This is a genomic window from Pseudarthrobacter sp. CC4 (assembly GCF_048957775.1).
In the GTDB taxonomy this organism is placed as follows: Bacteria; Actinomycetota; Actinomycetes; order Actinomycetales; family Micrococcaceae; genus Arthrobacter.
Window position 1 is genome coordinate 1 of record NZ_JARCCZ010000048.1, and the last position, 11,236, is coordinate 11,236.

The following is an 11,236-nucleotide window of genomic DNA, read 5'->3' on the forward strand; positions in this document are numbered from 1 at the left end:
TCACCGGGCAGTTTTACTGGCCACCAGCGGGCCGATTAACTGGCCGCCCGTGGGCAGAAACAAATGGCCATTGACAGTTAGTCTCTGATCTGGCGTCTCCAGCGAGTATTTGCATTAGCCGTGCATGCTCCTGTGATCGTGGGGTGAGCTCCCGTCGTAAGGCTGACTAAACTTGGAATGTGATGTCCTCCGAGTACGTTGCCCGAGTTCTTGCGCATGTCCGCGAGCTATCTGACGGAACAGCACTCGATCGAGACGCGCGGGTCAATCTTCACTTCCAACCTGACCTGCACCTTACTGGTGGTGCGTTAGTCCTTGACGGCATTGCTTCGTCGGGCACGTACCTGTCGCAGTTCGAGACAGGCGTCAGCAATGGCGGGCTGACCGCTCATCCTGGCGGCGATCGATTCGTGTGGGAGCAGCGCTTGTTTGCAGGCGTCTACGACCCCCTTCATCACGAGACCCGCCCGAAGTATGGGGCGCTGAATCTCGACCGGGATCCGTACGGGGCCGCTCCTCGCTTCGGAGCCTGCTATTTCAGGCTCCGGAGCGAGGCGCTTGACCGGAGCACCTTCTGTTATCCCGACAGTGTCTTCCAGCCGTCCGACTTTGCAACGTCCGACAGGTTCGGGCTGCTCGATGCTGTATCCAACCCACCGAGCGACGATCCGCTCGATCACTACATCGAGGCCCACATCCACGGGCCAGTCATCATCGCGCGGGACGCGGAGGCACTGGTTCTGGATCCGTCGTACCGCGGCACCGAAGTCGAAGCGACCGCCGGGCGTCTTGGTTGTCCCATCGAATGGCATCCGGGCTATCGGGCAGGCATCGCGGTAATCCGCGAGCACCCCGACTATCGAGGAGTGCACATTGTTCGTCTTGCAGAGCAGATCGCAGCGAATGGCGTGCTCACCCCTGAAATCATTGGTCGCGCCCGTTGTGAAGGTACCCACGATCCTCAACAGGTCAAGAAGGTGTGGCACTATCTGGCCAGGTTCGGGCGAACGCCTGGTGACCCCGAGCCCTTTTGAAGCTGCCGATAGAGGATCCTGCGTGTTCGTTGCCGGCTCCCTGGCCTGGGGAACGATATTCGACGCAGGCAAGTACGAACAAATGGCCGCAAAGCTGCTCAAAACCCAACCCCAGTGGGGCGAAAAACAGGACTCGCAAGCTGCCCTGTTCAGGACCTTCGCGCAGGACCTGGGCCTGGACCTTGCCGCCTACGACGCCGTCGTGGCGGATGAAAAGACCGAAGACCGGATCCGCCGAGACGTCACCGACGGCACAGCCCTGGGCGTCACCGGGACCCCCACGTTCTTCCTCGACGGCGAAAAACTCATCCTCAACAGTGAGGAAGGCTTCCGCTAGAAACTCACCGACGCCGCAAAATAGGCCGATGGACCCGGACAGGAACAATGACCGCATGAGGATAGAACTGCTCCACATCGATGACTGCCCCGACACGGCAAAAGCGCTCGACCAGGCCGTAGCCGCCCTGGCCGCCCTCGGACACGACGACGTCCCGGTCCATTTGCGGCACATCAAGTCTTCGGCAGATACCGCGGGAACCGGATTTGCCGGTTCGCCCACGATCACACTAGACGGGGCCGACATCTTCCCTGACGGCGCGCCAAGCAGTGATCTCGCATGCCGGATCTACCCCACCTCAGGCGGACATGCGGGCGTGCCAACCGTCGATCAAGTCATGGAAGCGCTCACGAACCATGGCCTCTGACACTTACCGGCAGTGCTCCTGCTGCGGCCGGACAATGCAGCGCAAGAAGCTTCATGCCCTCGGCGCCGAACCCGCCTACATATGCCGGCGATGCGGGCTTTGGGTCGCTCTAAGGCGTCGGCCCCAGACCTGAGTCAGCCGACTCTACGGCCGCCGATTAGCCAGTGCAGAGGACTTCTGACATTCCGTGCAGGCGACTTCTGAAAGTAACAATTCCTTTCAGTTTCCAAAGTCGGCTGCACGGAATGTCCATAGTCGCCTGCGCCGCCTGCTCGTATCGCCAGTGACTCACCCCACGCATTTCGACAAAGCGGTGTAGCGTGTCGACTGGCTACGAGCCCCCCTTATACACATTTGCCTGAATACAGCTAACGATGTACCTTGAAGCCATGGAAACACTGACTCAGGCGCCGGTTCTGGCCAGGTTCGGTTATGCGGTCTCGGACCCTACCCGAGCACGGGTTCTGTTGGCCCTTTCGGAAGCGCCGTCCTACCCCTCGGACCTTGCAGACTCGCTGGGCGTGTCCAGGCAGAGCATGTCCAACCACTTGACTTGCCTGCGCGGCTGCGGCCTGGTGGTAGCTATCCCGGACGGGCGGCGGAGCCGGTACGAACTGGCCGATGCGCAGCTCGGGCACGCGATCAAGGACCTGCTTGATGTTGTCCTGGCGGTTGATCCGTCCTGCTGCGCTCCTGACGGGAAGTGCCTGGTATGACGCTTCTGACCAGGGCCCCCAGCCCGGAGCGCCGGGCAGTGCTCAGCCGGCGGATCCAGCTGTTCGCGGCCGCGACCATTACCTACAACCTCATTGAGGCTGTCGTGGCGATCTGGGCCGGGAATGTGGCGGACTCTTCTGCCCTGATCGGCTTCGGCCTGGACTCGGTCATCGAGGTGTCGTCTGCCCTGGCGTTGTCTCGGCAGTTCTCCGCGAAAGACCCTGAGCGGCGCGAACACCTGACCTTGCGGATCATCGCCATCTCCTTCTTCGCCCTCGCCGCCTTCGTCACGATGGACGCTGTCCGCGCCCTGACCGGCGGCGAAGAGGCGCAGCACTCAACTCCCGGCATCATCATCGCCGCCCTGAGCCTGGCGGTCATGCCCGTCCTATCCTGGGCCCAGCGCCGCGCCGGACGGGAACTTGGCTCCCGTACCGCCGTCGCTGATTCCAAACAGACCCTGCTGTGCACCTACCTTTCCGCGGTCCTGCTGGCTGGACTGGTCCTGAACAGCACGCTGGGCTGGTGGTGGGCCGACGCGGGCGCCGCCCTGGTCATCGCCGGGATCGCCGTCCGTGAAGGCATCAGCGCCTGGCGGGGAGAGTCCTGCTGCACACTCCCCCACACCGGCGACGCCCACGCCCGCGGTGAAGAGGACGATGACTGCTGCGGACCCGCAGCCGCTGAAGGCCCGCCGGCCGCGCAGACCGCGGTGGACCTCGAAATCGGGTCGGTCCCGGTGATTCCGCTTGCGGCCCCGGAGGCCGGGGGTGGCTGCTGCCCAGGATGCAGCGGCGGCCAGCGGCCGGCGGCCGGGATCGACGTGCCGGCCCGGTCCCCGAGACCGTGAGCGGGCACGACCACGGCAGCACAGCAGCAGGACAGCGCGGGAAGCTGATTGTTGTCTTTGCCATCACATTCTCTGTGATGGTCGCAGGAATCATCGGGTCGGTCCTGGCCGGAGGCCTGGCCCTGCTGGCCGACGCCGGACACATGTTCACCGATTCCGCCGGGCTGCTGATCGCCTTGATCCCAGCGTCCCTTGCGTTGAAACCAGCGACCTTGAAGCGAACCTGGGGTTACAAAAGGGCCGAAAATTGTTGCGGCCGCCGGGCAGGCGGCCCAGCTCCTGGGCGTGGGCGGCATCGTCATTTTTGAAGGCATCCGCCGGCTTTTCGAACCCCCGGAAGTCGGCGGATCCACGATGCTCTGGTTCGGGATCATTGGCCTGGCAGGCAATGTCATCGGCCTGATCGTGCTGGCCTCGGGCCGGAGGCACAACATCAATATGCGCGCCGCATACCTGGAGGTCCTCAACGACGCGCTGGGATCCGTTGCCGTCATCGTTGCCGCCGTCATCATCGCCGTCACCTGCCGGGTGCAGGCCGACGCGGTGGTCTCGCTGCTGATCGTGGCACTGATCATTCCCAGGACCCTGAAACTGCTGAGCGAAACGCTGAACGTGCTGATGGAGAACGCACCGGCCGGGTTGGATCTGGCAGAAGTCCAGGAACATATCCTCGCCGCGCAGATCCTGGCGGATCTGCAGCGCTGCGTCGCAGAGCATTTCGAAGTCAGCGTCGAACACTCAACTTTTCAGATCGAACCAGCCGCCCACCGCGTCCAGGAAAGCATTCCCCACTAATGACAAAGGCAACACCCACCGCTAAACCCATCGACCCGGCACGGAAAGTCCGCATCGTCCTGTGGATCCTTCTTGCCGCGATCGTCGGCGCAGGCCTCATCTGGTACGCAGTGTTCACGGCCACCAAACCCGAACCGGAAACCTTGCAGCAGGTCGCTGACGCCCCGCTCGTCCGGGACGACAGCCACCGCCTCACCACACCTTCGACCGAGAAAGCCCAGCTCGTGGAGTTCCTGGACTTCGAATGCGAGGCGTGCCGCGCCGCCGTGCCGCTGGTAGAGGAACTTAAGGAGGAATTCGGGCACCGGATCACCTTTGTGAACCGCTACTTCCCGCTGCCCTCACACAAGAATTCCGGCCAGGCCACCCTGGCCGTGGAAGCCGCGGCCCAGCAGGGCAAGTACGAGCAAATGGCCGACAAAATGTTCGAAACCCAGCCACAGTGGGGCGAAAAGCAGGAGTTCCAGAACGCCCTGTTCAGGACCTTCGCCGAAGAACTCGGGCTCGACATGGAGAAGTACGACGCCGCCGTAGCCAGCGAAGCGACCAAGGACAGGATCCGCAAGGACATCGCGGACGGAAAGGCCCTCGGGGTCACCGGTACCCCGACGTTCTTCCTCAACGGCGAAAAACTTGTCCTCAATAGTGAAGAACAGTTCCGCCAGTTCCTCTCCGACGCCGCAGAATAGCCCGGGCACCAGACGAAAGCCCCCATGAGAACCGCACACCTGAAAACCACGACCGGTCTGATACTTGCAGCGGCCGCCGCGCTGCTGCTCGCCGCCCTGGCCATGGCGCCGGCTGAAGCACATGACAGCCTGGCGTCCACCGAACCGGCCCGGGATGTGGTCCTGGACACCGCCCCGGCCTCGGTCTCCCTGACCCTGTCCGAGGCCCCGCTGAATTCGGCCCAGCTGAACACCAGCATCCTGAAAATCACGGACAGCGCCGACCGGACCCTGAGCGGCGACACCGTCCTGGTTAAGGGGAAGAACTTGTCCACCGCCATCACCGCCGGACAGCCCGGCCCCTACACGGTTCAGTGGCGGGCCGCGTCCTCCGACGGGCACCCCATCGAAGGCACCTATACGTTCACCGTCCAGACCGGGCCCGCCACCGCAACGCCCTCACAACCGGCAGCGACGGCGGTTCCTTCGGCATCCGCTGCGTCCGCTGTCACCTCGGGCACGACCCCGGTAACCCCGGCACCCCGCCCCGATGACAGCAACGCACTGCTCGTAGCCGGTGTCGGCGCCGCCGTCATCGCCGTCATCGCCGCACTGCTCGCCCTCGCCCGCCGCAAGGAAAACCGCCCCCACCCGTAGCGGAACTCATAGACGCGCCAGCGCCCCCTTTCTTGGTACTTCACTGACGATCAGCTCGGCCTGTTCACACGCGTGCGCAAGCCCCCCGGCCATCCGGCGTCCCGGCTCAGCAGACGGGCAGCTTTGCGCCCGTGTTTGTCTAGGCCTGAACAAGCAGTCCGGTGGCAAACATGACGCCCAGTCCCAGGATGATGCCGGCGCTGGTGAGTGGGGTGAAGATCCTACCGTTCCTGTCTTTCACCATGGGCAAGAGTTTGATGGCTACCTGGGCTACGGCGCCGGCTCCGACGCCGAGCATGAAGGCCGAGAGGGCGGGCTGGTACACTGTCGCCCCGATCAGGGCCCCGGCGATGGCAGGCGCCCCGGCGATCAGGCCAAGCAAGGCCAGCCAACCAAGGCCGGGCGGTTCCTTGGCCAGGGGGGTGACGATCGCCAGGCCTTCGGTGGTGTTGTGGATGGCGAAGCCGATGATCAGAGTGGCTCCGAGCGCGAGCGAACCCACGCTGTAGGCCGATCCGATAGCGAGGCCTTCGCCGAGATTGTGCAGCCCGATGCCGATCGTGATCAGCAGGGCGAGCCGCCGGGGCGGCAGCGCCCCTGCGGCAGCAGCGGTATTAAGGTCCTGGTGGCGGCGCATCCATGCGTCGGTGCCCTCCAGAACCAGGTAGGCGAGCAGGGCGCCGAGGAACACCACCAGGGGCCCGCCAAATGCCGCGTTGTTGGCGACGACCTCCATTGCCTCGAGGGTGGCGTCGAGTGCGAGGAAGCCCAGCAGTCCGATCGTCACGCCCAGCAGAACGCGGATCCATGAAGCGGACGAGCGGCGGATGAACGGCATCCACAGCATGCCCAGCGCGACCGGGATGACCCCGACGTAAACTCCCAGCAGGGCCATAAGTCCGAAGAACGAGGTGCTGCGTTCCGGGCTGAGGGCTGCCGCGTCGATGATTACCGGGATCTTGCCGCCGATTGACGTTACGAGGGCAACCTCGTAGGGATCACCGTCCACCCAGTGGTAGGTGACGGTCAGTGTTGTCGACTCCAGTGGTCCCATGATGTCCCGGGTCTGGGTGAACACGGCGTAGTAGTCCGAGACGTTGACCTGGGCGATGGACACCGGGTCCGGCCCCTGGTTGCGGACGGTGATCTCAATCCGACCGGGTGTGAAACGGGCGTCTTCGACGGCGACGTCCTCTTTGGGAGGAACGCCCTCGGCGAGTTTATTCAGACCCGGCGCATTCAACAACGAGAACAGGCCCAGCAGGATCGCGATCAGGACCAGGGGGCCAAGGCCCAGCAGCCAGCGCGGGACCGGAGGCCGGTTGTGCGGGGCCCCCGCCAGGGCCGCGGCTGTCTTTTCATCCAGACTCATGACGCGCTCACCTCAAAGAAGCCCATCCAGCCAAGCTCGGCGAACTCGGTCTTGTGGGCATGGAACATGTACTTCCCTGGATAGGGGAACCGGATTTCCACGATGCCGCGCTGCCCCTGCACCTGGGAGATGGTGTCGGTGTACTCGCTAGGAGTCAGCATCGTCCCGGTCGGGTAGTAATGGAAAAAGTTGCCGTGCACGTGGAACGAATTGATCGGGTCGTACTCGAGGACGTTGATCAGGTGGATCCGCACCAGCGCGGTCTGCTTCACCTCCACCGGGAAATCCATGAAGTGGAACGGGATCCCGTTCACGGAGTAGAACTCGTTGTCGTCCCCGCCGTCGGTGTTATAGCCGTTCATCACCATCACCATCTCGTCGTCGGCTGGGGGCCGGCCTTCCTTGGGCTCGATGATGAAACCGCCGTAGAGGCCCTTGGCGATGTGCGGGGCCAGGGGTGACTGGTGACAGTGGTAGAGGTGCGTGCCAAACGGTGTGGCGTCGAACTCGTAGGTGAAGCTCTGTCCGGGCGCTATCGATCCTGCGCCGATGCCGGGGGTGCCGTCCATCGAGGCCCGGTGGATACCGTGGAAGTGGATGGTATGCGGGTGCGACCCGGCGTTCGTGAAGTGAATGCGCAGCGCGTCCCCCTCGCGCGCCCAAAGCGTGGGGCCGGGGATCCGGCCGTTGTAGCTCCAGCCCGGAAAGGTGATGCCGGGGGCAATCTCAAAGTCCTTGTCCACCGCCACAATGTCCCACTCCCGAAGCGTCCGCCCGTCCGGAAGGGTACTGGTCCTGCCGCGGTCGAAGTCCCTCAGGATCGCCGTGGGGTCAATGCCGGCCCGCTCGGGCACTACCGAGCCACCTGCGAAGCCGGCGTGACCGGCGTGGTTGGTCATGACCGCCTGGTCCGTCCCGCCACCCCCGCCGCCCGCCGCAGCACCCGTGCCCGACGTCGTGGATCCGCCATTCCCGGCTCCATGGCCGGAGTGCCGGTCGTGCCCGCTGGACGCCTGAGCCTGCAGCACTGAAAAGGTTGGCAGGGCTGCAAAAGCGGCAGCGCCGGACAGCATGGACCTCCTGCTCGGTAACGTCTCCGAGAGTTTTTTCGGCATGCCAATCTCTTTCGCTTCATAGATAAATGAAAATTGTTCGATAAGACTAACATTCTGGCTGTGGTTGCTACCATGGATGGCATGCCTGTATCTGATTTGTCTCCTTCAGCACAGGACTATTTGAAGCAGATCTGGTCTGCCACAGAGTGGTCCGAAGCCCCCATTACCGTCACTGCCATGGCTGAACGCGCCGGCGTCAGGCCGTCCACCGTGTCCGACGGGATCAAGAAGCTGGCGAAGCAGGGACTGGTAACCCACGCACCATATGGGAGCATCGAGCTGACAGAGGCCGGGCGCGAGCACGCCGTCGCCATGGTTCGCAGGCACCGGCTCCTGGAAACTTTCCTGGTCAATGTTCTCGGCTACGGCTGGGACGAGGTCCACGACGAAGCTGAAATCCTCGAACATGCAGTCTCAGACAAGATGATTGACCGCATCGATCAACACCTCGGGAGCCCGACCCGGGATCCGCACGGGGACCCCATCCCCGGCCCTGACGGGCTCCTGCATTCACCGGAAGGTATCCAGCTCTCGGCCGCAGCCACCGGCGGCACGCTCGCCATCACGCGCATCTCCGACGCTGATCCGCAGATGCTGCGCTATTTCACCGAGCTGGGCCTGGCCCCCGACACGAAGCTGACCGTCAGGGAACACCGACCCTACGCCGACGTGACCACCGTCCGGCTGCACGGGCGCGACCGCGACATCGACCTTGGCGCCTCAGCCTCGCAAGCCATCTGGGTCATGGCCGTGTAGGCCCCGCGGTCTGAACGGCAGCGGCTCCGGCCGTTTGGGTGACCGGCTGTCCTGCTAGAAGTCGAGCACGACCTCGAAGTCTTCGGGCGACTGGCCGGCGACGACAGCGGCGGCAGAGCGCACCGCGTCAGGGATTTCCTCTAACGTTCGCGCCTGAGCGGACAACTCCGGCATCGACATTGCCTTGACCGTGAAAAACCCGTCCGAAGCACTGGCAATGTAAACGTTCAACTGCAAGCGTTCCACCACAAAGAGCCGTAGACAGCAAGGCTATCGCCCGACCGGAAGACCCGCAGGCAACGCTGCCAAACGAGGCACTAGGAAACAGGCCCGCGCGGCACGAACATGATCACGGCCACCCCCGCGATACAGATAAGCGACCCTATAATGTCCCAGCGGTCAGGCCGGAACCCGTCAAAGGCCATGCCCCATGCCAGGGACCCCGCGACAAACACACCGCCGTATGCTGCGAGGATCCTTCCGAAGTGCGCATCGGGCTGCAGGGTCGCGACGAATCCATAGATCCCCAAGGCAATGATCCCGATGCCCGCCCACCACCATGCCCGGCCCTCCCGAACGGCTTGCCACACCATCCACGCACCTCCAATCTCGGCGACAGCCGCCAGGACGAACAGGAGTGCAGATCTTACGATGGTCATGCTCATCATCATGCCGCAAAGCAACAAGCACCCCGCGAGGGAAGCCCCTGGCCGGAGCAGTGCCATCCCTGACCGTGATGACCAGCCACAACCCATTAGCGGGAAAGGAGCTTTTCACCGTCGGGCCGCAACTCCCCTGACGGGGAAACATTCCTGTAGAGCGTCTGGCGGGTGATGCCGAGCTCGGCACAAAGTCCGCTGACTTTAGTGCCGGGTTTACCCAGGGAGGCCATGGCGAGCCGCAGCTTTGCCGGCGTCATTGTGTAGGGGCGTCCGCCGTTGCGGCCACGCGCCCGCGCAGAGGCGAGACCGGCAAGGGTACGTTCGGAGATCAGCTCGCGTTCGAATTCGGCCAGGGCAGCGAAGATGCCAAAGACGAGCTTCCCGGAGGCGGTGGTGGTGTCAATGGCAGCACCCTGCCCGGTGAGGACCTTGAGCCCGATGCCGCGTTCTGTCAGGTCGTGGACGATGTTGACCAAATGCCGCAGGTCCCGTCCCAGCCGGTCAAGCTTCCAGACAACCAGGGTGTCCCCATGCCGCAGGGCTTTGAGGCAGGCCGCGAGCTGCGGTCGGCTGTCCTTCTTTCCGGAGGCCATGTCCTCGTAAAGCGAGCCGGCGTCGATGCCGGCTGCCAGGAGCGCGTCGCGCTGCAGGTCCGTGGCCTGCGATCCGTCCGCCTTTGACACCCGCATGTACCCAACCAGCATCGTCCCTCTCTCTGTCAGAGATACGTTCGCCTAAAGTGACGCAAGAACTTCAGTCACGTTTGTGACTGTTGGCGATAAATGGCGGTGTTTCTGCGCCGCTCCGTGTCGCCCACGGATCACTTTCCTAGGGCTGGCACGGGCCCTGCAGGCAGTCTCCGCCGGCGCCGGCTCGAACCCTAGGGATTCGAGGCGCAGGGGTTATGAGACAGCGGATCGGGCGGGGAGCGAGGAGCGCCACCCGTGACTGGAACCTTTAACGCAGCACCAGCTCGTACCAGTCGTGACCGTCTCCAGTCTCGGCAGCAGGTTTCGTTAGCTTGAAGCCGGCTCGAACGGCTACAGCAGCCGATGACACGTTCCCTGGGTCGGCCCGAATCAGGGCCGAGTGGACAATAGTCTCGGGCCGCAAGAACTCTAGGGCGAGGCGCACTGCCCGGGTTGCGACACCATGTCCGCGCCATGTGGGGTATAGCCCGTAGGCCAGATTGGCTTGATCTGGGCGGTAAGCATCTTGGCGGAGTTGGACGTCTATTGTTCCGACGAGGGTATTTTCGGCCAAGAGCCGGACGGCGAAGGTAAATATGGGTCCGCCGTTCTGCCACATTTGCTCAACGTGCTCGATGTGCCTTCGAACCGACTCTTTCGTGCCTGGGCCTCCATCTAGCCATCGCACCAGCTCGGCATCTTCGCCAGCGAGATGGTCGGCGGCATCCTCCTCGTTTAGACAATATGAAGTGACAGCTCCTCCTGCCCTGTCCGGGACCGGCCATTGTCGCCGGGCGGTCCCATCAGCACCGGCTTCCGGGTGTCGCGTTTGGCTCTTGCTGGAAAGGGCGGCGCTGCCAAAACCTGGTGCCCGGGCGGTAATGTCCTCTATCCCGGACGGGCAGGAGGAGGCCGGGGCCTTCTGTTTCACAGGGTCGTGGGTTGCCATTGGCGCCTCCCTTGGCCTGACGGCTCGGCGGGGAGTGCAATGGTAGTGCCACATGTGAGGTTTGGGAGGTCCCGGCTATGTTTGAGCATACTTTCATTGGTCTGGATGTTCACGCGGTCAACGTGGTCGGCCATGCGCTGAACCCGGCCACCGGTGAAATCAGTGCCCATACGATGGCCGCGGACCCGGCGGTGGTTCTGCACTGGATCCGCCGTTTCGAACCGGGCGTCAAGGTTGTGTACGAGTCCGGCCCTACCGGTTTCGTCCT

General features: G+C 63.6%; 13 protein-coding genes and 3 pseudogenes. 10 read left to right on the forward strand and 6 right to left on the reverse strand.

All coding sequences use genetic code 11. The features are described from left to right. Window positions 1–182 precede the first annotated feature (182 nt). The 8 genes and pseudogenes from PV768_RS21260 to PV768_RS21295 all read left to right on the forward strand — a co-directional run bounded on the left by PV768_RS21260 (window position 183) and on the right by PV768_RS21295 (window position 5,425). Window positions 183–1,034, forward strand: coding sequence for a DUF3626 domain-containing protein (locus PV768_RS21260; protein WP_421094144.1), 852 nt, complete (start codon window positions 183–185; stop codon window positions 1,032–1,034). A 67-nt stretch (window positions 1,035–1,101) separates the two neighbouring features. After that, window positions 1,102–1,371: pseudogene (locus tag PV768_RS21265) on the forward strand (DsbA family protein); the annotation flags it as partial. A gap of 55 nt (window positions 1,372–1,426) precedes the next feature. Then, window positions 1,427–1,738, forward strand: coding sequence for a thioredoxin family protein (locus PV768_RS21270; RefSeq protein ID WP_421094132.1), 312 nt, complete (start codon window positions 1,427–1,429; stop codon window positions 1,736–1,738). Between the two features lie 389 nt (window positions 1,739–2,127). Continuing rightward, window positions 2,128–2,454: an ArsR/SmtB family transcription factor gene (locus tag PV768_RS21275; RefSeq protein WP_421094133.1), complete on the forward strand. Its 327-nt coding sequence runs from the start codon at window positions 2,128–2,130 to the stop codon at window positions 2,452–2,454. After that, window positions 2,451–3,305: a cation diffusion facilitator family transporter gene (locus PV768_RS21280; RefSeq protein ID WP_421094134.1), complete on the forward strand. Its 855-nt coding sequence runs from the start codon at window positions 2,451–2,453 to the stop codon at window positions 3,303–3,305. Before PV768_RS21275 ends, PV768_RS21280 begins: the two co-directional genes overlap by 4 nt. Beyond that, window positions 3,302–4,100: pseudogene (locus tag PV768_RS21285) on the forward strand (cation diffusion facilitator family transporter). The gene PV768_RS21280 and the pseudogene PV768_RS21285 overlap by 4 nt, the downstream one beginning before the upstream one ends. After that, complete coding sequence (locus PV768_RS21290) at window positions 4,100–4,789, forward strand: DsbA family protein (RefSeq protein WP_421094135.1); 690 nt, start codon at window positions 4,100–4,102, stop codon at window positions 4,787–4,789. Before PV768_RS21285 ends, PV768_RS21290 begins: the two are co-directional and overlap by 1 nt. A 24-nt stretch (window positions 4,790–4,813) precedes the next feature. After that, the gene (locus PV768_RS21295; protein WP_421094136.1) at window positions 4,814–5,425 is read left to right on the forward strand and encodes a copper resistance CopC family protein; all 612 of its coding nucleotides are present in this window, start codon (window positions 4,814–4,816) and stop codon (window positions 5,423–5,425) included. Between the two features lie 139 nt (window positions 5,426–5,564). Here the strand turns inward: PV768_RS21295 and PV768_RS21300 are convergent, their stop codons facing one another. Together PV768_RS21300 and PV768_RS21305 are read right to left on the reverse strand one after the other, a co-directional pair. Then, entirely contained in the window at window positions 5,565–6,797 is a 1,233-nt protein-coding gene (locus PV768_RS21300; RefSeq protein ID WP_421094137.1) for a ZIP family metal transporter, read from the reverse strand. Further along, window positions 6,794–7,870, reverse strand: coding sequence for a multicopper oxidase domain-containing protein (locus PV768_RS21305; protein ID WP_421094138.1), 1,077 nt, complete (start codon window positions 7,868–7,870; stop codon window positions 6,794–6,796). Before PV768_RS21305 ends, PV768_RS21300 begins: the two co-directional genes overlap by 4 nt. Before the next feature lie 123 nt (window positions 7,871–7,993). On the opposite strand from PV768_RS21305, the gene PV768_RS21310 reads away from it, so the two are divergent. Beyond that, window positions 7,994–8,668: a metal-dependent transcriptional regulator gene (locus tag PV768_RS21310; protein WP_421094139.1), complete on the forward strand. Its 675-nt coding sequence runs from the start codon at window positions 7,994–7,996 to the stop codon at window positions 8,666–8,668. A 54-nt stretch (window positions 8,669–8,722) separates the two neighbouring features. On the opposite strand, the gene PV768_RS21315 is transcribed toward PV768_RS21310, so the two are convergent. The 4 genes from PV768_RS21315 to PV768_RS21330 all read right to left on the reverse strand — a co-directional run bounded on the left by PV768_RS21315 (window position 8,723) and on the right by PV768_RS21330 (window position 11,022). Then, window positions 8,723–8,914: a hypothetical protein gene (locus tag PV768_RS21315; protein WP_421094140.1), complete on the reverse strand. Its 192-nt coding sequence runs from the start codon at window positions 8,912–8,914 to the stop codon at window positions 8,723–8,725. Between the two features lie 71 nt (window positions 8,915–8,985). After that, window positions 8,986–9,327 (reverse strand): YnfA family protein, encoded by a 342-nt coding sequence (locus tag PV768_RS21320; RefSeq protein WP_421094141.1) that lies wholly within the window; start codon window positions 9,325–9,327, stop codon window positions 8,986–8,988. Window positions 9,328–9,422: 95 nt separating this feature from the next. Beyond that, window positions 9,423–10,034, reverse strand: coding sequence for a recombinase family protein (locus tag PV768_RS21325; protein WP_421094142.1), 612 nt, complete (start codon window positions 10,032–10,034; stop codon window positions 9,423–9,425). Window positions 10,035–10,287: 253 nt separating this feature from the next. Continuing rightward, the gene (locus PV768_RS21330; protein WP_421094143.1) at window positions 10,288–11,022 is read right to left on the reverse strand and encodes a GNAT family N-acetyltransferase; all 735 of its coding nucleotides are present in this window, start codon (window positions 11,020–11,022) and stop codon (window positions 10,288–10,290) included. 23 nt (window positions 11,023–11,045) lie between these two features. On the opposite strand from PV768_RS21330, the pseudogene PV768_RS21335 reads away from it, so the two are divergent. Further along, window positions 11,046–11,236: pseudogene (locus tag PV768_RS21335) on the forward strand (IS110 family transposase); the annotation flags it as partial.

Coding starts and splice junctions, on each gene's coding strand:
- PV768_RS21300 (WP_421094137.1), bottom strand. CDS start 6,797: ATGAGTCTGGATGAAAAGACAGCCGCGGCCCTGGCGGGGGCCCCGCAC.
- PV768_RS21280 (WP_421094134.1), top strand. CDS start 2,451: ATGACGCTTCTGACCAGGGCCCCCAGCCCGGAGCGCCGGGCAGTGCTC.
- PV768_RS21330 (WP_421094143.1), bottom strand. CDS start 11,022: ATGTGGCACTACCATTGCACTCCCCGCCGAGCCGTCAGGCCAAGGGAG.
- PV768_RS21295 (WP_421094136.1), top strand. CDS start 4,814: ATGAGAACCGCACACCTGAAAACCACGACCGGTCTGATACTTGCAGCG.
- PV768_RS21310 (WP_421094139.1), top strand. CDS start 7,994: ATGCCTGTATCTGATTTGTCTCCTTCAGCACAGGACTATTTGAAGCAG.
- PV768_RS21260 (WP_421094144.1), top strand. CDS start 183: ATGTCCTCCGAGTACGTTGCCCGAGTTCTTGCGCATGTCCGCGAGCTA.
- PV768_RS21325 (WP_421094142.1), bottom strand. CDS start 10,034: ATGCTGGTTGGGTACATGCGGGTGTCAAAGGCGGACGGATCGCAGGCC.
- PV768_RS21275 (WP_421094133.1), top strand. CDS start 2,128: ATGGAAACACTGACTCAGGCGCCGGTTCTGGCCAGGTTCGGTTATGCG.
- PV768_RS21305 (WP_421094138.1), bottom strand. CDS start 7,870: ATGCTGTCCGGCGCTGCCGCTTTTGCAGCCCTGCCAACCTTTTCAGTG.
- PV768_RS21290 (WP_421094135.1), top strand. CDS start 4,100: ATGACAAAGGCAACACCCACCGCTAAACCCATCGACCCGGCACGGAAA.
- PV768_RS21320 (WP_421094141.1), bottom strand. CDS start 9,327: ATGACCATCGTAAGATCTGCACTCCTGTTCGTCCTGGCGGCTGTCGCC.
- PV768_RS21270 (WP_421094132.1), top strand. CDS start 1,427: ATGAGGATAGAACTGCTCCACATCGATGACTGCCCCGACACGGCAAAA.